A 21825-nucleotide genomic window follows, 5' to 3' on the forward strand; every position below is an offset into this window, starting at 1 on the left:
AGCTGAGATTTCAAAGCAATCAGGAAGGGTTTCTTTTTTCACGATTAACGAGTGGTAACGAGTAGCAATAAATGGGTTTGGCATTCCTTTGAACGTCGTTTTCCCATCATGGTAAACCGGCGAGGTTTTTCCGTGCATAAGTCGTTCTGCAACTATGACATCGCCTCCAAATGCTTGTCCGATAGATTGGTGTCCTAAACATACACCGAAGACTGGGATTTTCCCTGCAAAGTAGCTTATGGCTTCTAGACTAATTCCCGCTTCATTCGGACTGCACGGTCCAGGAGATACCATAATGATAGTTGGCTGCATTAGCTCTATTTCCTCAATAGTGATTTGATCGTTTCTCTTTACTACTAATTCTTCTCCCAGTTCTCCTAGGTATTGAACTAGGTTATACGTGAACGAATCGTAATTATCTATCATGAGTATCATCACTATTACCTGCCTTTTTATACTTAGAATCTGCTTGTTCCTTCGCTCTCCATAACGCGGCTGCTTTTTTCAACGATTCAAGATATTCATACTTTGGGTTTGAGTCTATAACGACACCTGCACCCGCTTGAACATGTCCCATTCCGTCCTTAGCAAGCATAGTTCGGATGACGATATTCAGTTCCATTTCACCAGAATATCCAATCCAACCGATTGAACCTGTATAGATTCCTCTCCTAACCGGTTCTAATTCTTCGATGATTTCCATCGTTCTTATTTTAGGGGCACCTGTTATAGTTCCTCCTGGAAACACAGCTTTGATCACGTCATATTCGTTTTGTCCTTCTGCAAGTTCTCCTCTTACATTAGAGACAATATGCATGACATGGGAATATTTTTCTATCACCATAAACTCATCGACTTCAACCGTACCGAAGCGACATACTCGGCCTAAATCATTTCTCTCCAAATCAACAAGCATGACATGTTCCGCTCGCTCTTTTTCATTATCGATCAATTCTTTAGCCAAACTTTCATCCTCTTCTGCATTCGCTCCTCTAGACCTCGTTCCGGCAATCGGTCTAGTGCTTACATCCAGCCCCTTCTTTTTAATAAGAAGCTCCGGAGATCCGCTCACAATCTGAAAGTCTGGAGTTTCAAGGTATGACATATAAGGAGAAGGATTCAATTTTCTCAGTTCTCCATATATCTCGATAGGTGCAGCTAATAAAGGTTTAGACTGTCTGACTGATAAATTCACTTGAAAAATATCACCTTTAGAAATATAGTCTCGAACCCTTTCAACTGCATTCATAAATTCACTTTCCGTCATCGAAACCGATAGTTTTTCGCTGTCAATACGCTCTTCATTTAACACTAATTCTAGAGTAGCAAGACTGGTCCATTCTTCTGAAACTTCGGCTTCCATTCGATTCAAAATTTCTTCAGCAAGGTCCATATTATTTTCATCACCTGTATACATTAGCCAAAGGGTTTTATTTTCATGTTCATAGGCAAGTAACTCATCAAAAACCATAAAATAAATATCGGGCGTCAATAAATCATCCTTAGCAAGGCTTGGTAAACTCTCAATGTATCGGGCGTAGTCATAGCTAATGAACCCCATTGCCCCACCTTGGAAATCTGGTAGTAAATCGTCTTGTATCACATTCCTAGATGCCATCCACTCCTTCATTAATTCTAGTGGATCACCGTTCTGACGAGTACTTTGTTCTTTCTCCGTTATTACTAATTCATCATTCTTACCTTCAAGAACTGCCACTGGGGAAAATCCAGCAAATGAATACTTCCCTCCCCTACCACTTTCAAGTAGGATGTGATGGGTTTTTTTCATAGATAAAGCAAGATATATATCAAAAAAATCTCTTTCGTTCATGGAAATGGCTCGACTAAACACTTTTCTTTTCATCAATGTCAGCACCCCTAAAACAACTTTGTCTTTGTCTGTTAAAAGGAATTTCTCCTCTTTAGTATCATGTCATATATTCTCACCATTCGACAACTACAAATGCATAAAGGAAAGATTGTGCATATAAGATTCATTGGCGATTGATTTGCTTAGCGACAATGAAAGAGCGTTTATGCCAATTTCCTTTCTCTTTTTTCTTATAACACAAAAAGGCATCCACCGTTTTGATGGATGCCCTTTCTTAAATTTATTCTTGTTCGAATTGATATAATGGTGTGCTTAAATAACGCTCCCCGTTACTCGGAATAACAGCTAGTACTTTCTTGCCTTTGCCAAGCTTTTTTGCAACTTGCAGAGCAGCTGAAATCGCAGCACCTGATGAAATCCCACCTAAGATTCCTTCTTCTCTTGCAGCACGACGGGCATATTCAAATGCTTCTTCATTTTTCACTTGGATTATTTCATCATAAACGCCAGTATTCAGAATATCCGGTACAAATCCTGCTCCAATTCCTTGAATTTTATGTGGTCCTGGTTTACCTCCGGACAACACTGGTGAATCCGCAGGCTCAACGGCCACAATTTGAATGGATGGGTAAGCTTCTCGTAATACTTCTCCAGCTCCTGTTATCGTTCCACCTGTTCCAATACCAGATACGAAAGCGTCCAGTTGATCTCCCATTTGTTCCACAATTTCTTTACCAGTCGTATTACGGTGGATTTCAGGATTGGCTACATTCTTAAACTGTTGCGGCATAAAATAACCATTTTCCTTAGCAAGCTCTTCTGCCTTACGAATCGCTCCTCCCATACCTTCAGGACCAGGAGTCAACACTAAATCGGCTCCATATGCGCGTAATAGATTTCGACGCTCTAAACTCATCGTTTCCGGCATAACAAGAATGGCCTGATAACCCTTAGCTGCTGCAATCATGGCTAAGCCAATACCAGTATTCCCACTTGTAGGTTCAATGATAGTATCGCCTGTCTTTAATACGCCAGATTTCTCTGCAGCCTCGATCATTGCTAAAGCAATACGATCTTTCACACTACTTCCAGGATTCATATATTCAAGTTTTAAGTAAACATCTGCGCTGTCAGAATCAACTAATCGGTTTAATTTTACAATAGGTGTTTGACCTACTAGTTCCGCTACCGAATTTGCAATACGTGCCATAGTATCCTCTCCCCTAATACCAAGTAATTTTATTGGTTTTAATTCAATTTACTGCTTACTAATTAAATTGTCAATAATTTCAACTTGTCCTTCGAAAAAATAGGTCATCGCCTATAAACTACTGTTAGTATATTCAAATCATCTTGAATCAGTCACAGCGAAGAACAAAAGTGGAGGAGCTTTGATCACCTCCACAAAGCAAGCCGGTAATGAGGTTAATATCCATTCCTGACAATTTATCTATAACTTTCGAGGCCGACTAAGGTCGCTACGTCAGTGTATCCGAGCTAGACATATAAGTTTCGTATAGGGAGTTTTCGACCGGTTTATTACCTAAAAAAAGAAAAAGCAGCCTTTACTGGGAGGGCTACTTTTTCTTGGATGTCATTTACCATAATACCAATCGACTTTTTGTTCATCCCAAAAATAATCAGGAGATGCAGGCTGTTCTATTTGATCCATAGCAACCTGTCTGCGGATTTGGTCCTTCACCTCATCATACGAGTATTTCTTCGACTTGATTCTCTCATGTAGATAAATAATGCTGTAACCATTATCAACCTTAATGATAGGGCTCCATTTACCTTTTTCTAGCTTGCCTGCTTGGTGAAAGTACTCTTTGGGATATTTTTCATTTGAATCTGAAAGGAAACCGATATCTCCACCTTGATTGGATGTAAAATCATCAACTGATTTTTCCATGGCAAGCAGTGAAAATGTCGCTCCATTTTTTAGCTCGTCCACTACCTTTTCAGCTTCATCCTTTTTTTTCACTACGATATGTGAGAGGTGAAAGGTCTCAGGAACTTCAAATGTTTTTTTATTCTCTTCATAGTACTTTTTTATGGTCTTCTCGGGAATATCGACGTCTTTTGTTAATAGTTTTTCTAGGAGGATGCTCGTTTTTAGCTGCATTCTCCATTTTTCTTCATTTTCTAATTGTTGTTGGTCAAACGATCCATACATCGTCTTCAGTAGGATTAATTCTCTATCTAGCTCTTGGTCGGATACTTTTACATCATATTTCTTAGCGGTTTCTAGAATGACTTTTTCATCTATCATTTCTTTGAGAACTTCTTTTCCATAACGTTGTTCGAGTTCATTCATCCAATCTTGCTGAGAAATCGTTTGCTTTCCTATGGTCGCTACCACATCTTGTTGATCCTCAGTATGAAATACTTTATCTGAAGCGAAGGGTTTTGTAGCAAAGAGCAAGATAGTCATCACATTCAAAAGGATAAGGCCGATGACGACAGACCATAGTTGTTTGTTTGTCAAAGCTTATCCCTCCAAGTTACTTCGCATCTTTTTTCAGCTCTTCCAATTCTTCTTTTGAAAAATGATATTTTTCATTACAGAAATGACATTGAGCTTCCGCCGAACCTTCATCATTGATGATTTCTTGAATTTCTTGTGTTCCAAGGCTGACTAATGCATTAGAGATTCTATCTCTAGAACACTGGCATTGAAATCTGATCGGCATTTTTTCAAGGGTTTGAACATTTCCTTTTCCGAGCAACTCTTCCAATATCTCTTCAGGGGATAATCCCTTTTGAATCAGTTTAGAAATGGGCGGAATGGTCTTTAAACGTTCTTCAATTTTTGTAATTGTCGCATCTTCTGTCCCAGGCAGTAATTGAAGGATAAATCCACCTGCAGCTAGAATGGTGTTATCTGGATTCACTAATACACCGACTCCAACTGAAGAAGGAACTTGCTCAGAAGTTACAAGATAGTACGTAAAGTCTTCGCCAATTTCACCAGAGACGAGAGGAATTTGACCAGTAAAGAAGTCTCTTAAGCCTATGTCTTTAACGATAGTTAACATCCCATCCGTACCAACGGCTCTTCTAACATCTAACTTTCCGTGTTGATTCAAGTCAAAATGAGTTTGAGGATTGGATACATATCCTCGAACTTCACCTTTGGCATTACTATCTACAAGGATAGCACCAATTGGGCCTCCTCCTTCAATTTTAATGGTCAGTTTATCCTCGCCTTTTAACATGGCACCTAACAATACCCCAGCGGTCATTGTTCTCCCTAGTGCCGCTGACGCTGTCGGCCAAGTCCCATGCCTTTTTTGGGCTTCACCTACGGTATCTGTAGAAGTAACAGCATAAGCACGAACCTGACCGTTATAGCCAAGTGCTTTTATTAAATAGTCATTCATTAAATAAACCCCTAACTGTAAGTTATTTCTTGCTCGACTCCATATTGCGTTGATAAATCAGTTTTAGTCCCTTCAAGGTTAAGAATGGGTCAACAACATCAATAACCTCTGATTCTTTAGAGATTAATGTTGCCAAACCTCCTGTAGCAATGACGGTTGGCTCTTTCTTACTTTGCGCTTTCATCCTCGCTACAATTCCTTCAACTTGACCTACATATCCAAAGAGAATTCCTGATTGCATCGCTGCTACAGTGTTTTTCCCAACCACCTCTTCAGGTCGCGCTATTTCAATACGAGGTAATTTAGCAGCCTTCGAATAAAGAGCTTCGGTCGAAATACCGATTCCTGGAGCGATTGCACCACCCATATAATGCTTCTCTTCGTTAATGTAACAATAAGTAGTCGCTGTACCGAAATCGACGATAATTAAAGGATATCCGTACTCATGAATTCCCGCTACAGCATTCACAATGCGGTCAGCCCCAACTTCCCTTGGGTTCTCCAACTTAATGTTCAATCCATTTTTTATCCCCGGACCTACGATGAGTGGTTTAATTCCAAAATATTTTATGCACATACGTTCTAGAGCAAACATGATTGGAGGTACTACAGAGGAAATAATAATACCATCAAATTCCTTAAAGGATAGTCCTACATGCTCAAGAAGAGATTTTACAATCATGCCAAATTCATCTTCGGTCTTATTTCTACTAGTCTCTATGCGCCAATGATGTTTTAGATGATCTCCTTCATATACGCCCAACACCGTATTTGTATTTCCAACGTCCAGTACAAAAATCATTATATTCACCACTTTACCTAAATTCTTTTTCATCTATTCTTACAAATGTTTTCATATAGATTCAATTTACAAATTAATTTGGAACTACACTTCTTTACCAACCACATCATAACATAATTAAGGTTTTTCACGAAGAAAAAAACGACCTCATAAGAGATCGTTTTCAGCAAGTTTATACTTTTTTGTCTTCATCATTGGGTAAGATAGGATCTTTAGGATGTCCCTCTTGTATTGGTGGCGTCACAAGGTCTTCCCTTTTCTCCGTAATATCCGAAGTTCGTTGTTCCACTACTGATGGTTCAACAGCTTCCTTATCTTCCTTCTTCTTGATGTTGACCTTAACATCATCAAGTTCACCATTTAGAGGTTTATAAGAACGCTCTGGTAGCTTCCCATGATCTGCTAAGTGCTTGATTTGTTCTGCATCCAATGTTTCCACTTCAAGTAATGTGTTCGCAATAATATCTAACTTATCACGGTGTTCAGTTAGAATCGTTCTTGCTCTCTCATAACTTTCTTTGATAATACGTTGAATTTCTAAATCGATTTCATACGCAATTGCATCTGAATAGTTTTGATCGTTGTTGAAATCTCTACCTAAGAAAACTTGACCGCCTTGAGACTGTCCAAATTGAAGCGGTCCTAGTTTATCACTCATCCCAAATTCAGTAACCATTCGTCGAGCGATTCCCGTTGCACGTTGGAAATCATTATGTGCCCCAGTACTTACTTCACCGAACACAATTTCCTCCGCCACACGGCCACCTAGTAGACCTACGATTTTGTCTAACAATTCCGGCTTGGTCATGAAGAAACGATCTTCTTTCGGAAGCATAACCGCATAACCACCTGCTTGACCACGAGGAACAATAGTAACTTTATGAACAGTTTCTGCTTCATCCAGTACAAGTCCAATGACTGTATGACCCGCTTCGTGGAATGCAACAATTTTACGTTCCTTTTCTGAGATCACACGGTTCTTCTTCGCCGGTCCTGCAATAACTCGATCTGTAGCTTCGTCTATATCTGACATATCGATTTTCTTTTTATTACGACGAGCCGCCACTAGGGCTGCTTCATTCAATAAATTCTCAAGGTCTGCACCCGAAAATCCTGGCGTACGCATTGCAATAGCTTTCAAATCCACCTCTTCTGCAAAAGGTTTGTTTCTCGCATGTACTTTAAGTACCGCTTCACGACCTTTCACATCAGGGCGGCCAACTGTAACTTGACGGTCAAATCGTCCTGGACGAAGAAGGGCTGGGTCTAGAATATCAGGTCGGTTTGTAGCTGCGATGATAATGATTCCTTCATTTGCACCAAAACCGTCCATTTCAACTAATAACTGATTCAATGTTTGTTCACGCTCGTCGTGTCCACCGCCTAATCCAGCACCGCGCTGACGACCGACTGCATCAATTTCATCAATAAAGATAATACATGGCGCATTCTTTTTAGCATTTTCAAACAAGTCACGTACACGTGAAGCTCCCACCCCAACAAACATTTCTACGAAGTCTGAACCTGAGATAGAGAAGAAAGGAACTCCTGCTTCTCCTGCTACCGCACGTGCAAGCAAGGTTTTACCTGTACCTGGAGGACCTACTAATAGGACTCCTTTCGGTATACGGGCCCCTACCTCCGAGAACTTGCGAGGGTCTTTTAAGAATTCAACAACTTCTACAAGTTCCTGTTTCTCTTCATCTGCACCTGCAACGTCTTTGAATCGAGCTTTTTTCTTTTCATCATTATAGAGTTTCGCCTTGCTCTTTCCGAAATTCATCACTCTGCTTCCGCCACCTTGAGCTTGGTTAAGCAAGAAGAAGAACAAGATGAAGATAATGATGAATGGAATAATAGAAGTAAAGAAAGTCATCCAACCATTTGTTTCATCAGCAGGTTGTACCTTTACCTTCGTATTTGCACCAGATTGAGTAGTAGCACTATCAATTCGCCCTAATGCTGTATCACTAATTGTTACGTAAGTTATGAAATACTTCCCTTCTTCATACCCTTTTAATTGCCCTTTTATTTCATAGACATTTCGTTCAGGTTTTAAAGAGTATTCCGTAACGTCACCTTTTTCTAAGTAACGGAAAAACTGGTCCTGCGTAATATTTTCAGTAGGTTCATTATTATTCGTAAAGATGCTCACGATCCCAATAATGACCAAAAATATTAGTAAATAAAAAATCGTATTACGGAAGATCCGATTCATTCCTTACCTCCTCCCACAATGAATAAACTATATTAAATAGTATCATAGCAAAACATGGTAATACAATAATTTAACATCCCTACAAAAATGTAGACAAAATAGGGAGGTTTTATTCCTTATTCGAATAAATTTCTGGCTTTAATACTCCGATGTAAGGAAGATTGCGGTACCTTTCTGCATAATCTAGTCCATAACCCACAACAAATTCATCAGGTACGATAAAACCAACATAATCTGCTTGAATGTCTGCCTTTCTTCCAGATGGCTTATCCAAAAGTGTTACAATTTTAATGGACTTCGCTTTGCGGTAACGGAAAAGGTCAACTAAGTAACTTAATGTAAGCCCACTATCGATAATATCTTCGATAATTAGAATGTCGCGACCTTCTACTGAAGTGTTTAGGTCTTTGATGATTTTTACTTCTCCGGAAGAAACCGTAGAGTTTCCATAACTAGAAACATCCATGAAATCCATTTCCAAATGGGTGTCGACTCGTTTCAATAAATCTGCCATAAATGGCATAGCGCCTTTTAGGACCCCAATCGCTAAAGGAAAACGATCATTATATTCATCTGTTAACCTTGTTCCTAGCTCCAGGATTTTAGCTTGAAGCTCTTCTTCACTAATCAATACTTTTTCAATTTCATTCTGTAACGTCATGTTTATAATTGCCCCCTAGAAGACCTACTCTTTAAGATATTTTAAACAAATGAAAGACTTTGACTTCTCCACGTTTAGATCTACCGGTGATTTTTTCAGTCCCGGTAGCCATAGAATGCTTCCATCCTCATCTTCGACGACTGGCCACACTTCCCTATCTACTAAAGGAATTTTCGCATCAATAAATATATCCTTTAGCTTTTTGGAGCCATTTAAACCCTTCACCTTCATACGATCGCCATTCTTCTTTGTTCTCACCGTTAATGGTCGAGAAGCGAAATCAACTGGCAGTCTAAATATGTAATTACTACTCTGGATAAAGTTTTCTTCTTCTATATATTGTGCTGTAATTTTGTATCCATTCGGAAGAATTGTGTATCCTGGGATTTGTAATAATACGGAATAAGGCTGAGCTACGGTATCACCATAGGAGAAGGTGCAAACATCATATGATTTTTTTGCAATGACTCCTTCTGGTAGATGGAATTCTCCAGATGGATGGGTATTGCGGAACATTCCCAACAAATGTTCAATATGTATGGCGGATAAGGCTTTAGGTCTTTCAATGTAAAGATAGTTTAATATTAGTTGAATAGCTCTCCTTTGTAAAGGTTTAGGCACCGCGAGCAAAGGCTGTAGAACAATGACTACCTGTTTTTCACTCTTTTCGACTAAAAGCTCCTGTAACCGTTCCTCTGCTTGTAAAAGTAAAAAGCGTTCATCTTCTATGATTTCTTCGCTAAAACGTTGGAAATGTTGATGTACATGTGCATTTTCCTGTTTCAGAAATGGTAATACCTGTTTTCGAAAACGATTACGTACATACATCTCTTTTTCATTACTAGGATCAATACGGCCAGTAAGGGCATACCGGCTACAGTAATCTAAGATTTCTTCTTTTGTCACAGCTAGAAACGGTCTAAATAATTGACTTCCGTTAAAAGGTCTTTGAATACACATCCCTGCACGGGCTGTCCCTGTCGCTCCTCTCGTCCATCTCATTAGCATAGTTTCTACCTGGTCATCTCCATGATGGCCTAGTGCGAGCTTATTCATCGAATGGCGATTCATGACCTCCCGATAATATCCATACCTAACTTCACGAGCAGCAGTTTGAGAGCTTTTCCCCGTTTCCTTCATATAACCAGGTACATCGATACGTTTTCCTTCAAAGGGTATTTCCCAAGTTTCACAAATATCCTTTACAAAAAGAAGATCTTTGTAAGATTCCTCTCCTCGAAACATATGATCCACATGTGCACAAACGATATAGAGATTATACTGATTTTTCAGCTTCCATAAAAAGTGCAGCAGAGCTAATGAATCCGGCCCCCCAGATACACCTACTAATATACGGTCTCCCTCTTGAATCAAGTTTTGCTCTTTGAGGAACTTATTTGTCTTATGTTCTAGCATTTTTATTACATCCCTCTTCAATGGGTTACCCTATTTATACGGCTCACTAACCTAAAGGTTTCAATATTACTCATTTTTCTTTTATCATTTTACTTTATCCTCGATGAATTACCAAGGTTTCAACTTAGAATCTGCATATAAATGTACAAGGCATAAAGAAATGACACCACCAGCAAAATGACAAAGGTTTCGATGTAGCCTGTACTCTTACGTCGTATCTTTTTGGGTTGGATTCGCGTTGTACTAGTATTTACTTGCACTGGTTTTTGTTTTATAACAGTTTTTTTCGTTCTAGATTGGCTATTAAGTATACTGAAAAGGTCCTTTCTCATTTCAGTGGCTCGTGTGTATCTCCCTCTCAATGCTTTTTCTAAAATGTCTTTATAGGGATGTAACTCAGTCTTTCTATCAATCACGTTCATAAGGATACTAAGGTTATCATTTCCTTTTTGAAAACGATTTGGGTAAGCAGAATTTATCATCACCATCGCTACTGCGAATAAATCGTAACTTGGTTCTGCCTTCCGAGATCCAAGTCCCCAATAACCTCTGTCGAAAAATTCTGTAAACTCCTTTACAGATCTACCGATAATGGTAGTGCCTCCGACATCAACACATCGAATTTTCGAGTTCGGCTGAGTCACAATCAGGTTTTCAGGTTTAATATCCCCAAAAATCCATCCATTAGCATGTAGTTCGTCTAGACTGGCAAGGAGTTGCAACATGAGGACTCCCGTCCATCCATGCCCCTTCTTTTGTATAAAGGGTAGGAAACTATCTCCTTGAATATATTCCATTACATAGAAAGGTAGAATCTTTCCATTTCGTACCCAATCATCCGCCTCTATAAAAGAAGGTCCAAGGGCTGATCCCTGGACCTTTGAAAAGGATTTGAGAATGTTCATTTCAGAAGTAATACTCGCGCTATTGTCGCTGATTTTTAGAGCTACCATCAGTTTGTCTTTTTCAGCGAGATATACGATGCCGTTCGCTCCATATCCAAGTTCCTTTATGACTTTATACTGACCTTTATTCCATTTCCCTTGTATGGTACTTCCCGGAGCGATGTTACACAGATTCCTCATAGTATTGTTCATCATCATTGGATAACAATCCCCTTAAAGAATGTTTTTTGCCGAAATAATAAAGTGCTTCCTGAATAGCAGGACCTGTCGGAGTAATCCCTCCTGTAGATAGTTTCGGAAAGATTTTCGACAAGGATTCCAGTTTCGGAGTCCAATCTAGCAATTTTTCGACATCATCATGTTTCCCGGGAAATACAAATACTGAAAATTTATTGTTCCCAATTCTAGCATTAAGGCTTAATGATAAATCCAAAAGAGATTCTTTAACTGTAGGAAGCTTGTGTTTCATACTTGCGCTCGTATCAACGAGGATCAAAACTTCTAAATCTGATGTCTCTCCAAGCTCATCGACTACTTCCATGACTTCTCCTCTTTTTTCTGGAGGAAGCTCCTCGATAGATGTCGAACGCCCTAAGATTTGTTGGAGCTCTTTATTCACGACACCCTGTATCGTTTGAGTCATAGCTTTTCGAGTAACCATTTGCACGGTCTGCGATAGTTGCTCAGAGTAGACTACTTGGCTCACTCCTCCACCAGAAGAGGCTATCGCTTCAATTTCCTGCAAACCTTTATCGTCGATAACATCCTTTTCCATCACACCAATGACATTTACTGTTATTCCTTGCTCTCTTGCCAAGGCTGCCATAGCGGCTGGATCAGCTCCTTGGTTCGAACATCCATCTGTTATCAGTAGTATTTGACGCAACGTGCTTTTTTTCATAAAATCTCCCCTCCACTATTATTCTGTTACCATCTTCGACTGATTGAAGGGAATTTATACTAGTTTTCTTATACTTTGTTGCTATTCTCTTATAATTCAAGAATTTTAATTATTTTGCTCTATTAGAATTGTCTATTGATTGACGGTCTAAGCCTCTACTCGTTCCTTCTTTAAATAGCTAATCTTTTGCTTTTTGTTTTTTTATTTGCGCCTACAGGTATAGTAGACCATTTTGGTGTATTATGTTTAATTTTCGCGACGACTATCGTCATGTCATCATCAATTTCGCCTTTTGTACGAATCACTTCCTCCAAAATAAGATCTGCTACCGCTTGGGGTTCATCAGTTTCTAGCTCCTTTATTTTTCGCTTTAACCAATATTCCACGTTTTCCACATGGTTTGGCCCTTCAAAGATACCGTCACTCATCATAATAAGTAAGTCCTCTGCCTTTAACTGCTCAGAAACAACATCAACATCAAACTCTCTCATGATACCCATCGGTAGATTACTAGATTCTATTTTCATGATTTTATCTCCACGTTTGATAAAACTAGGAATTGAGCAAATCTTCAGAAATTTAACTTTAGCATCGTGTAAGTCGACCATAGCCAGGTCGAGTGTTGAAAAGATTTCATCCGTCGTTCTTAACGACAACACAGAATTAACTGATTTTATTGCAATTTTCTCTTCTATTCCTGACATCAATATTTTTTGTAGAAGCTGTAGGGTTTCCATACTTTCAACATGCGCTCGTTCGCCGTTCCCCATTCCATCGCTAATGGCGATTGCATATTTTCCGTTACCAATCTCCATCGTAGTGTGGCTATCCCCTGAAACAAACCCTCCCCCTTTTGCAGCATGTGCAATGCCTGTTTCCACAACAAAGCGTTTCGCAGATTTGAAGTTCACATGACAAAATCCGTTCGGAAAAGCTGCACATTCCTCAGATTGTACAATAATCGTTTCACCTAGAATATCTGATAGCATTGGAGCAATTAATTTCTCACATTCTCCCCTTCCTTGACAGAATGGAACCGACATATCAATATCAACATTTCCTTGTTCAAGGCTATATATTTCCACATTTCCGATTTGCAATCCGAAATCCTGGATGGCTTCTAAGATTTGTTCCTCTTGAAGGTGATGATTTTTTCGTTCTCTTTGGATTTCTTTAGCAAAGTCCTCCATGACCTCTGATACACCTCGTAATTGGTCTGCTACCAACCTTCTACTCTCTTGAACCTGACGCTTTAGTTTTTGGTTGGCTTGATAAAAAGTAAGTTCCTGTGAGATCGCATCAACTACTTTTTGCCCCCTAATACATTGTTTGTTCCATTCCCTATTCGTTTTTGAAGAAATTTGCCCCCCATTATCTCCTAGTTGAATCATGATTTCCTTCATTCCATCATAGGTGGCATTGAAATTCTTAGCCCAGCAGTAATTCTTTTTAGAACATGTCTGACACGTTTTTTCAGTAACATTACTTAAGAAATAATCAAACTCTCGATCCTCGTCTTCATTTTTGGACCATTCATCCATTTGTGAAAAGCTATTGGATAATGCTTCAAATACATTTGAAAACTGAGAAACTCGTTGTGCCGTAACATCTCTCATTTTCCTCATATATACCTGTTGCTCATTTGAATACTCAACAGTACCCGGAATATGTCTTGCAATTTTTTCAATTAATATAGTAGGTGTTAGCATAAAAAGGATGATAGCACCTAAGGATTCATAAATCGTAATCATAATATTGGTACTACCTTCTCCATAAAGACCAATCAAAATAGTGGCAATCATTAAACCTAGTGAAACACCAATTTTCTTCCCTTCTTTTAATAGACCACCTAACAATCCGGAGAAGGCCAATAAACTCATCTGGTAAAGTGTCGCAACACTCGCAAGACTAAATATCAATCCTGTTACCACGCCAACAGTCGACCCAATAGCTGCACCTGCTGCCAATGAAAACAATAATACTAGATAACGCGAGAGAATATGTTCAAAGGACAAGTCATAAAGTGTCCAACCGATTGTTCCTGTCATAATGGAGGCCATTAAAATAATGACACTAACAACTTCCTCTGTTTTTAAAGAAGTTACTCTTTTACGAACCGCGAGAAGTGGGATGCATTGAATGAATATAAGAGTTAAAATTAGCGCCAATCCACTTTCAACCGCAATCATCATTGCATCGTACATTTGGATGTCCCTGTAAAGAATGTATTGCTTCGCTACATTAGTTAGCGATAGTGAAAGGAAGACATACAAAGCCATCACTTGAACCTGGTTAACGATAGAAGGTCCTCTCACTTTATACAACAACATCACCAGTATCGATCCGACAAACATGACTAGTCCATTTGAGAAATCAACTGTTACTGCCCCCACTATTAATCCTATTAATGCTAGTGGAGCCCGATCTCTCCTCATTAAGTAAACTGCCGCGAAAAACGGGAGGCCAAAAGGCGCAAGTTGGGATAAAATTAAGGCTCGTCCTAATAAAAAACCAATAATGGTCAGGAGAAAGCCCCTTTTAATAAAAAACTCTTCCAATTTATTTTGAACTGTACCAACCCACTTGGTTGCATCTGCACGAGCTTCTTTAAGGTTAATTTCTGCCATTGGCTCTATTAGATTCCGTTCTACTTTTTCCAAACCTACCACTCCCATCTCTAGTAATAGTTGTTTTTTTATTATAGTAGGAACATTAGTGGGATTTTGTCGCAATATAGAGTGCCACATAGAAAAACGTTCGACGGATTTCTTTCGAAACTGTCAAAAGGAAACATGAATTGTCTTTATTTAGGTCACTATCGTTAAGTAATTTACTGATAACGACCATTACGAGGAAGAATATTGGCAAATTGTAGGGGAAAAAAGAGGTTTAGAAAGTGGAATAATGTGAGTCTTCCCTCATATGGATTTCTTTCCTCTCTCTCATGATGATTAGTCGAACCAATCCGGCATTAGGGGCAGTTATCACTCTCTTGAATTTCACGTTTATTTGAACTTCTGAAGCAATGTCTTTCTGATCGTTAATGCAAGAAAAACATTAATACCACGAAAGTTTTTATCAAAGAAAATATTCCGTTGACAAAAACTTTCGTGGTATGTAAGATATAACTTGTGCTCTTTAAGAGGACAAGTTAATTATATTTGGCGGCGTAGCTCAGCTGGCTAGAGCGTACGGTTCATACCCGTGAGGTCGGGGGTTCGATCCCCTCTGCCGCTACCATATTTTATTGGCCCGTTGGTCAAGCGGTTAAGACACCGCCCTTTCACGGCGGTAACACGGGTTCGAATCCCGTACGGGTCATCAGAAAAGCGAAGAGCGCTCGTAGCACTAGTTTCAAATTATAAAACCCCACCAGATGACGATCTGATGGGGTTTTATTTTTTTATCGACACAACTAATCAAAAAACACAAAAGACAAGCTGTTAGCTTGTCTTTAATTGTTCATATAGTATAGGAAAAACTGCTCGATCTATTTTTCAGCAGCAAGCATTATCCGCGACGGCCGCCTCTACCGCCTCTTTTACTTTCCGTGTTACGTTTAAGGGAAGAAATGCGATCTTCACTATCTTTTAAGAAACGAGACATTTTTTGTTCAAATGTTTCTTTCGTTTGGAAGTTACCCTTTGAACGATTGTCACGTGAGCGATTATCATTTCCTCTACCCTGTCCTTGACGTGCTGGGCGTTGTGGTGGCTCTGGACGATCTTTGGCTTTCTTAATAGATAATCCAATTTTACCGTCTTTCTCCACATTGATGACTTTCACTTCAACTTGGTCGCCGACCTTAAGATGCTCGTTGATGTCTTTTACGTAATTATCTGCAACCTCACTGATGTGAACAAGCCCTGTTAAACCTTCAGGAAGTTCAACGAACGCCCCAAAGTTCGTAATGCCTGTTACTTTTCCTTGTAACTTGCTGCCTACTTCGATTGACATAAAAAAAATGTTCCTCCTTAAATATTCAAAAAATCATACTTACTCTATATTATAGCTAAAGAAAAAAAACAGTGTCAATAAGAGTCCTATTCTTCGTCCGTTTTTGGAAGATTAAATATAATTTCTCCTTTATTAGACAAAAAATAGTCTCTTCTGGCAATTTTAGCAATATATTCATCATCATTTAGCTTAATGATCTCTTCTTCTAACAGAGTCTGTTTCTTTTCAAGCTTTGATAACTCTTTATCTAAAATTGCTTTTTCTTTTTCCTTTTCATCTAATACAGCAGCTTGTGAGATTAAAGTGGAGACTGCCAATACTGAAAGAACAGCAGCTATAATGCCGAAAAATACAAGTCGTCTAAACAAACCTTTTCGTTTTTTGGAGGATGCTTGTACTTTGGATATCTGCTGGTTAACATATGCGGTTTCCATCTTGGTGACTTTTCTTTCTCGTAGGCTTCCCATCTTCTCACTCCTTTTTCCATCTATTCTTTATCCATTGTAACCTATTCATAAAAGTTTTCTGTAACTTCTTATAAATTCCTGCAAGATATTTACAAAACCTATCGACTCTTTTTGTAACATATTTCGGCAATAGTTTCCATATAAATTTTAAAATCCACCATATAGGTCTTAAGACTATCTTTACTATAGATAATACGACTCTTAAAATTAGTTTAACAAGGGTATAAAGACCTTTTAATATTCTGATTATCAGAAAGTAAGTTATTTTGACTAAACCTGTAATTGGACGCACTATTAATACGGTAGTGACTTTAACCAATAACTTATATAATGAAATGACAAATTGGATTTTCCATTCTAACACTTTCATATATAGATTCTTAAATAAGGCTTGATAAGCAGCAAATCCACAAAGCAAAGCGAGGAAAAGATAGATACGTAGTTCTCCTTGGTTTACCAGGAATAAAACATAAAAGATGATTAAGCCCTGAAGGAGCCAAAATAACAAATCATGGATGAATACAATCCACCTTTTCCTCTTGCTCCGTTTTAAAAACCTATTATAAGTATCCAAGGCAGCACCGAAGTAACTGCCCATAGCGATCATAGATATTAAGGTATAGAATTGAACGGAGAGTGTCATTTGAACAACTTGCTAAAGAATCCTTTAGCCTTCTCCCCGGAATGCTCATCTAAGTATACAAGGTCAAAAATCTTACCTTTAATAGAAACAATTCCTTTATCTACATCTAAATTTTTCATTTGCAGGTTTTGGCCTCTAATAGCCAAGAAGCCCATATTGGTCTCAAGCAAAAACTCTTCATTATCAAAGCTTTCCACTTGTCTTACCCCTGTAATATCTAATAGCCTTCGGCCCCTCATAACAACATCATGCTCTTGGACCGGGCCTTTTGCTGTGTTTTGTCCTGTATCATAATATTGACTCATTCTTCATCCCCCACAATACAAACAGTTTGTACAAGTTTATGAGGGAGGAAGGATTTTTAGAACAAGCCTTCTTCTTGGATTCTTTCTTCTTTAATGATTGTGAACATATCTGCAGCATCTTCTTTTTTTGTGCTTTCCATTAATTTCTCAATTTTTACAGTTACCAGCTTTTGACCAAACTGTACAGTCAATTCATCTCCAACCTTAACGTTTGTACTTGATTTCGCTGGTTTACCATTGATTTCGATTCTGCCTTTATCGGCAACTTCCTTCGCTAATGTTCTTCTTTTAATTAATCGAGAAACCTTTAAATATTTATCCAATCTCATATGTATTCTCCTTTACTACAACCCTCTTTGTTTTGCTTCATCCCAGAATGCATCCAGTTCTTCTAACGCGAAGTCTTCAAAAAGCTTTCCACTTTCCTGAACCCTTTGTTCAACATGTCGAAACCTCTTTAAGAATTTTTCGTTCGTGCGATGAATAGCTTCTTCTGGGTGGACGGAATAATAGCGGGCAATGTTTACTAGAGCAAAAAAGATATCTCCTAGTTCAGCCTCCAGCTTTACTTGATCTATCTCTTTATTCCCCATTTCGTCTTCAAATTCCTTTATTTCTTCCTTTACCTTTTCCCATGCTGGAGCAATTTCAACCCAATCAAACCCTACTTTTGCTGCTCTTTTTTGATATTCTGCAGCAATCATTAACTGAGGCATAGATTTTTCTACACCATCCAACAAGGACTTTGTTATTTCATTGCCTTTTTCTCTCTGTTTAATTTGTTCCCAGTTTGCTATGACATCTTTTTCATCTTCTACGTGGACGGTTCCAAAAACATGTGGGTGCCTTCTGACCATTTTGGCGGAAATGCCTTCAATGACATCCGCGATTGAGAACATCCCTTCATCCTCACCAATTTGAGAATGAAGCATGACTTGTAATAGTACATCCCCCAATTCTCCAATCATCGCATCGTCATCTTCTTCATTAATTGCATCTATGAGTTCATAAGCTTCTTCGATTAAATATTTCTTTAGGCTACTATGCGTTTGTTTTTTGTCCCAAGGGCAACCATTCGGTCCTCGCAGTTCTGCAATAATTTCACGTAACTTCGTAAACTCTTTGTAAAAATGTTGCTCCTCTTTAACAGGTGGAACATAAACACTTGTCAGGTTACTGAGCTCCATATTATGGTCTAATTCAAATAGTGGGACGGGAACGATTTTCTCATGTATGCTACCCGCTGCCGTAACGAGAAACACTTCATGATCATCCGGATATTTTTCCATAAGGGTCAGTTTTACCTCTGATGCGATAAAAGCATCATATACCTGACCAATAATTAAGTGATGAGTCATAATGATTTCATCACGTTTTAGCTCAGTCCCATCCAATAATTGAAAACCTTCAATCGGATCTACATTCATCGACTGGAACAATGGGTCTAAAAAGCTTTGGCCACCTTCTATAGATATTTGCACTCCACGTTCTTCTCCTTTTTCTAAAAGGAGTTGGACTGAGCGTTCTGCAACCATCGGATGCCCCGGTACAGCATAAAGAACATCCTCAGTCTTTGCCTTTTCTAGCAAGATTTCCGATATTTCCTCATATACCTCTGGGAATGTATCATGTTTTTCATATACAGAATCAAAGCTGGTAAAAACCATCCCTTCACTTTCAAGTTCTGCTATGACTGGATGGTCTAATGTGCGTACATAGCAATGAGAATGGGTAATTAGCTTTCTATAGATTCCTAAAGGGAGCTGAAGTAGGTCGCCTGCTCCCAAACCAACGATTGTAATGTTTCTCGCCAAATTTTTCATCTCCTACAAATGTATTTTTATGCGTAAATTTAGGATCGTCTATTAGGAAGAAGCTTACTAAGTTTGCTTCCCATGGGTAATAAACTTAATTCATATCTAGAAAATAGTCCAAAGCGAATCACAATCCATAAATATATAGCTGCCCCCAACGGAACACCTGTTAATGCGTGCAAAGCAGCACTTCCCCGATTCATTTCATCTCCCAATAGAACGGCAAAGATATACCTATGTACAATCAAAACTAATAACATGCAAACAATCGCACTACCTACCAGCAAGATGGTTTTCCCCTTTAGGAAACTGACCTTAATTTCTCTTCGTAGTATCACTGTTAAAATGAAGGTCATCCATAAAAACGATAGCACCGTTGAATAAGAAGCTCCTAATAAACCTATGGAAGGAACATAAAAGTGCATCAAAATCCATTTTAAGATAACGCCGGACAACACCACTGCAACCGTAATATAGGACCTCCCCATGCTTTGCAAGATAGTCGCAGTTGTCATAAAGATTGAACAAAATAAAATCGATATAGCCAATATACCAAGTACAGAACTTCCCTTATCATCCATATACAGCATAATATTCGTCGGCTTCATTATACATATCAATCCTACCGTAGAAGCCGCCCCTAACATCAAGTTTAATCGGAGGGAAAGCTCTACATAATGGTGAAGTTCTCTCTCTTTTTTCTGAAGACGGAATTGTGCAATTAAAGGAACAAGCGTTAAGGACAGTGAAGTAATAGCAACAGTGCCCAGCTGTATGAGTGGTTGTCCCCTGTCGAATACACCCTTCCATTGCTTAGCTTGACCTTCATTCATCCCATACTCAAGCAGTAAAGGATATAACTCAAGGGCGTCCACTAATTGGATTAGCACAAGAACTAAGTTCGTAATACAAAACGAAATACCATGTATCAGTAATAATTTTGCAGTGGTCAAGAAATTAGGTTTAACACCTTCATCTGATAGTTTTGCCCAATCATTCCTAAACCAAAAAAGAGTCACCAAGATTGAGATACTGATTAGTCCCCCAATAAGAGACCCAAATAATGCTCCTGCACCAACATCGTACAACGAACGTCCTTGTGAAAATAACACAAATGAAAATAGTAAAATACTGAACACCCTAACCAGTTGTTCACCTACTTGCGATATGGCAGTTGGCATCATGTCTCCCATTCCTTGATAATAGCCCCTTAACACAGAAATGATAGGCAATAATAAAAAGGAAAAAGAAATAATTTTAATTAATGGAGCCAATGACACGTCTCTCATAATCCCTGCAATCCAACCTGCTCCTGCATACAGCACAAAAAATATACTAAACCCTAGAATCCCCAAAACAACAAAAGTGGATAAAAGAAAGGACTTTTTATCAAATTGAGTGGATTGAGATTGATTTTCAGCTATGATCTTCGAGATTACGACTGGAAATCCATAGGTAGAAAGAATAAGAGCAATTGCATAAAACGGATATACTTGCTGGTAGATGTAAAAACCAACATCTCCTGCGATATTTTGAAAAGGAATACGATACCCTGCACTTAAGATTTTAGTCACTAAAGCAGCAACCGTTAAAATAAAAGCACCATGAAGAAAGTTCTTAGATAGATCTTCTGATTTAACCTTCATATTACACCTATAAGTTCCTTAAAAAAATGTTTAATTCCTTGCCTTACCTAAAAAGGAATTCCCACCCATTATAACACAGCTTTTTTTAGTGAAACATGCACGCGGAAGCAGTTCCAAGCTTTTGACCATTGAAAAAAGACAGCCTCGAAAAGCTGTCTTCACTTTAGAATAATCAATGAGTGATTGAAAGATAATACCTAGGTGCGATTATGATTCCATTTGTCTTGCAAGGAATCCCGCTGCAGTTTCTACAGCTTTTCGTTCAACCTCTCCAACAGTACCTTCTTTTGAGAAAATTACTACTGCTCCAATTGGATCGCCATTTGCAACAATCGGTCCAATGGTATAGGATTGGATATCTTCTTCGATGCTGTCCACTAGGGCATATTGACCCTTTGAAGTTTCTAATATCGAATTGCGGTCTTCCATGATCTTTTCCACTAAATCACTGATGCTTTTATTCAAATAATCCTTTTTGGATCCGCCAGCAACTGCAATATAAGAATCACGGTCACAGATTAATATTGGATTGCCAAGGCTATCATATAATGCTTCTGCATATTCTTTTGCGAAATCACTTAATTCACTAATAGGTGAATATTTTTTCAAAATTACTTCGCCATCACGGTCGACGAAAATTTCTAATGGATCGCCTTCTCTGATACGAAGCGTTCTGCGAATTTCTTTAGGAATAACAACTCGTCCTAAATCATCAATACGACGAACAATACCTGTTGCTTTCATCTTGTGTTGCCTCACTTTCATCTATTGGTTGGTGGTGGTGATAGAGAAATCTGTAATTTATCACCATTGTTAAACTTATTATCTTTTCATATGGAAACTTCTATACACATTGAAATATTTTTTCTTGTTTCC

20 protein-coding genes and 2 tRNA genes are annotated in these 21825 nt (G+C 38.6%); 2 read left to right on the forward strand and 20 right to left on the reverse strand.

Features of this window, described 5'->3' with window-relative positions:
• The 12 genes from DBX25_RS17695 to spoIIE all read right to left on the reverse strand — a co-directional run.
• Positions 1-435: glutamine amidotransferase-related protein (locus tag DBX25_RS17695; protein ID WP_240620387.1), on the reverse strand; the 435-nt coding region annotated here is incomplete at its 3' end.
• The gene (locus DBX25_RS17700) at positions 416-1867 is read right to left on the reverse strand and encodes an anthranilate synthase component I family protein (protein WP_108672110.1); all 1452 of its coding nucleotides are present in this window, start codon (positions 1865-1867) and stop codon (positions 416-418) included. The genes DBX25_RS17700 and DBX25_RS17695, both read right to left, overlap by 20 nt.
• 244 nt (positions 1868-2111) lie before the next feature.
• On the reverse strand, positions 2112-3041 hold the full coding sequence (gene cysK, locus DBX25_RS17705; protein WP_108672111.1) for a cysteine synthase A: 930 nt from the start codon (positions 3039-3041) through the stop codon (positions 2112-2114).
• A gap of 384 nt (positions 3042-3425) precedes the next feature.
• Complete coding sequence (locus tag DBX25_RS17710; protein ID WP_108672112.1) at positions 3426-4319, reverse strand: peptidyl-prolyl cis-trans isomerase; 894 nt, start codon at positions 4317-4319, stop codon at positions 3426-3428.
• Between the two features lie 16 nt (positions 4320-4335).
• Complete coding sequence (hslO, locus tag DBX25_RS17715) at positions 4336-5214, reverse strand: Hsp33 family molecular chaperone HslO (RefSeq protein ID WP_108672113.1); 879 nt, start codon at positions 5212-5214, stop codon at positions 4336-4338.
• Positions 5215-5236: 22 nt separating this feature from the next.
• Entirely contained in the window at positions 5237-6016 is a 780-nt protein-coding gene (locus tag DBX25_RS17720) for a type III pantothenate kinase (protein WP_108672114.1), read from the reverse strand.
• 172 nt (positions 6017-6188) lie between these two features.
• On the reverse strand, positions 6189-8234 hold the full coding sequence (gene ftsH / locus DBX25_RS17725; protein WP_108672115.1) for an ATP-dependent zinc metalloprotease FtsH: 2046 nt from the start codon (positions 8232-8234) through the stop codon (positions 6189-6191).
• A 109-nt stretch (positions 8235-8343) separates the two neighbouring features.
• A complete protein-coding gene (gene hpt / locus DBX25_RS21495) occupies positions 8344-8895 on the reverse strand; it encodes a hypoxanthine phosphoribosyltransferase (RefSeq protein WP_240620388.1) in 552 nt (183 codons plus the stop codon).
• 24 nt (positions 8896-8919) lie between these two features.
• Complete coding sequence (gene tilS, locus DBX25_RS21500; protein WP_240620390.1) at positions 8920-10311, reverse strand: tRNA lysidine(34) synthetase TilS; 1392 nt, start codon at positions 10309-10311, stop codon at positions 8920-8922.
• Positions 10312-10430: 119 nt separating this feature from the next.
• The gene (locus DBX25_RS17735; RefSeq protein ID WP_338066689.1) at positions 10431-11414 is read right to left on the reverse strand and encodes a serine/threonine protein kinase; all 984 of its coding nucleotides are present in this window, start codon (positions 11412-11414) and stop codon (positions 10431-10433) included.
• Entirely contained in the window at positions 11380-12117 is a 738-nt protein-coding gene (locus tag DBX25_RS17740; protein WP_108672116.1) for a VWA domain-containing protein, read from the reverse strand. The genes DBX25_RS17735 and DBX25_RS17740 overlap by 35 nt, the downstream gene beginning before the upstream one ends.
• A 170-nt stretch (positions 12118-12287) precedes the next feature.
• Complete coding sequence (spoIIE, locus tag DBX25_RS17745) at positions 12288-14777, reverse strand: stage II sporulation protein E (RefSeq protein ID WP_108672117.1); 2490 nt, start codon at positions 14775-14777, stop codon at positions 12288-12290.
• 503 nt (positions 14778-15280) lie between these two features.
• On the opposite strand from spoIIE, the gene DBX25_RS17750 reads away from it, so the two are divergent.
• Both DBX25_RS17750 and DBX25_RS17755 read left to right on the forward strand, forming a co-directional pair.
• Positions 15281-15357, forward strand: a tRNA-Met gene (locus DBX25_RS17750).
• Between the two features lie 9 nt (positions 15358-15366).
• A tRNA-Glu gene (locus tag DBX25_RS17755) sits at positions 15367-15438 on the forward strand.
• 189 nt (positions 15439-15627) lie between these two features.
• On the opposite strand, the gene DBX25_RS17760 is transcribed toward DBX25_RS17755, so the two are convergent.
• The 8 genes from DBX25_RS17760 to spoVT form a co-directional block, all read right to left on the reverse strand.
• Positions 15628-16074, reverse strand: coding sequence for a S1 domain-containing RNA-binding protein (locus DBX25_RS17760; protein ID WP_108672118.1), 447 nt, complete (start codon positions 16072-16074; stop codon positions 15628-15630).
• A gap of 86 nt (positions 16075-16160) precedes the next feature.
• On the reverse strand, positions 16161-16541 hold the full coding sequence (locus DBX25_RS17765) for an FtsB family cell division protein (protein WP_108672119.1): 381 nt from the start codon (positions 16539-16541) through the stop codon (positions 16161-16163).
• Positions 16542-16545: 4 nt separating this feature from the next.
• Positions 16546-17184, reverse strand: a complete 639-nt coding sequence (gene yabQ / locus DBX25_RS17770) for a spore cortex biosynthesis protein YabQ (protein ID WP_108672120.1) — start codon at positions 17182-17184, stop codon at positions 16546-16548.
• Positions 17181-17489, reverse strand: a complete 309-nt coding sequence (gene yabP, locus DBX25_RS17775) for a sporulation protein YabP (protein ID WP_108672121.1) — start codon at positions 17487-17489, stop codon at positions 17181-17183. The genes yabQ and yabP overlap by 4 nt, the downstream gene beginning before the upstream one ends.
• A gap of 56 nt (positions 17490-17545) precedes the next feature.
• Positions 17546-17818, reverse strand: coding sequence for an RNA-binding S4 domain-containing protein (locus DBX25_RS17780; RefSeq protein ID WP_108672122.1), 273 nt, complete (start codon positions 17816-17818; stop codon positions 17546-17548).
• 15 nt (positions 17819-17833) lie between these two features.
• On the reverse strand, positions 17834-19303 hold the full coding sequence (gene yabN, locus DBX25_RS17785; protein ID WP_108672123.1) for a bifunctional methyltransferase/pyrophosphohydrolase YabN: 1470 nt from the start codon (positions 19301-19303) through the stop codon (positions 17834-17836).
• 38 nt (positions 19304-19341) lie between these two features.
• A complete protein-coding gene (locus DBX25_RS17790; protein ID WP_108672124.1) occupies positions 19342-20949 on the reverse strand; it encodes a putative polysaccharide biosynthesis protein in 1608 nt (535 codons plus the stop codon).
• A gap of 207 nt (positions 20950-21156) precedes the next feature.
• Entirely contained in the window at positions 21157-21693 is a 537-nt protein-coding gene (gene spoVT, locus DBX25_RS17795; RefSeq protein WP_108672125.1) for a stage V sporulation protein T, read from the reverse strand.
• Positions 21694-21825: the final 132 nt, after the last annotated feature.

Source organism: Peribacillus acanthi (assembly GCF_003073175.1).
In the GTDB taxonomy this organism is placed as follows: Bacteria; Bacillota; Bacilli; order Bacillales; family DSM-1321; genus Bacillus_BN; species Bacillus_BN acanthi.

Excerpts from the sequence above, each read along its gene's own strand:
- ftsH (WP_108672115.1), bottom strand. The coding sequence starts at position 8,234 with ATGAATCGGATCTTCCGTAATACGATTTTTTATTTACTAATATTTTTG.
- cysK (WP_108672111.1), bottom strand. The coding sequence starts at position 3,041 with ATGGCACGTATTGCAAATTCGGTAGCGGAACTAGTAGGTCAAACACCT.
- DBX25_RS17790 (WP_108672124.1), bottom strand. The coding sequence starts at position 20,949 with ATGAAGGTTAAATCAGAAGATCTATCTAAGAACTTTCTTCATGGTGCT.
- DBX25_RS17740 (WP_108672116.1), bottom strand. The coding sequence starts at position 12,117 with ATGAAAAAAAGCACGTTGCGTCAAATACTACTGATAACAGATGGATGT.
- hpt (WP_240620388.1), bottom strand. The coding sequence starts at position 8,895 with ATGACGTTACAGAATGAAATTGAAAAAGTATTGATTAGTGAAGAAGAG.
- spoVT (WP_108672125.1), bottom strand. The coding sequence starts at position 21,693 with ATGAAAGCAACAGGTATTGTTCGTCGTATTGATGATTTAGGACGAGTT.
- hslO (WP_108672113.1), bottom strand. The coding sequence starts at position 5,214 with ATGAATGACTATTTAATAAAAGCACTTGGCTATAACGGTCAGGTTCGT.
- tilS (WP_240620390.1), bottom strand. The coding sequence starts at position 10,311 with ATGCTAGAACATAAGACAAATAAGTTCCTCAAAGAGCAAAACTTGATT.
- DBX25_RS17735 (WP_338066689.1), bottom strand. The coding sequence starts at position 11,414 with ATGATGATGAACAATACTATGAGGAATCTGTGTAACATCGCTCCGGGA.
- DBX25_RS17760 (WP_108672118.1), bottom strand. The coding sequence starts at position 16,074 with ATGTCAATCGAAGTAGGCAGCAAGTTACAAGGAAAAGTAACAGGCATT.
- DBX25_RS17780 (WP_108672122.1), bottom strand. The coding sequence starts at position 17,818 with ATGAGATTGGATAAATATTTAAAGGTTTCTCGATTAATTAAAAGAAGA.
- yabP (WP_108672121.1), bottom strand. The coding sequence starts at position 17,489 with ATGAGTCAATATTATGATACAGGACAAAACACAGCAAAAGGCCCGGTC.
- yabQ (WP_108672120.1), bottom strand. The coding sequence starts at position 17,184 with ATGACACTCTCCGTTCAATTCTATACCTTAATATCTATGATCGCTATG.
- DBX25_RS17720 (WP_108672114.1), bottom strand. The coding sequence starts at position 6,016 with ATGATTTTTGTACTGGACGTTGGAAATACAAATACGGTGTTGGGCGTA.
- DBX25_RS17765 (WP_108672119.1), bottom strand. The coding sequence starts at position 16,541 with ATGGGAAGCCTACGAGAAAGAAAAGTCACCAAGATGGAAACCGCATAT.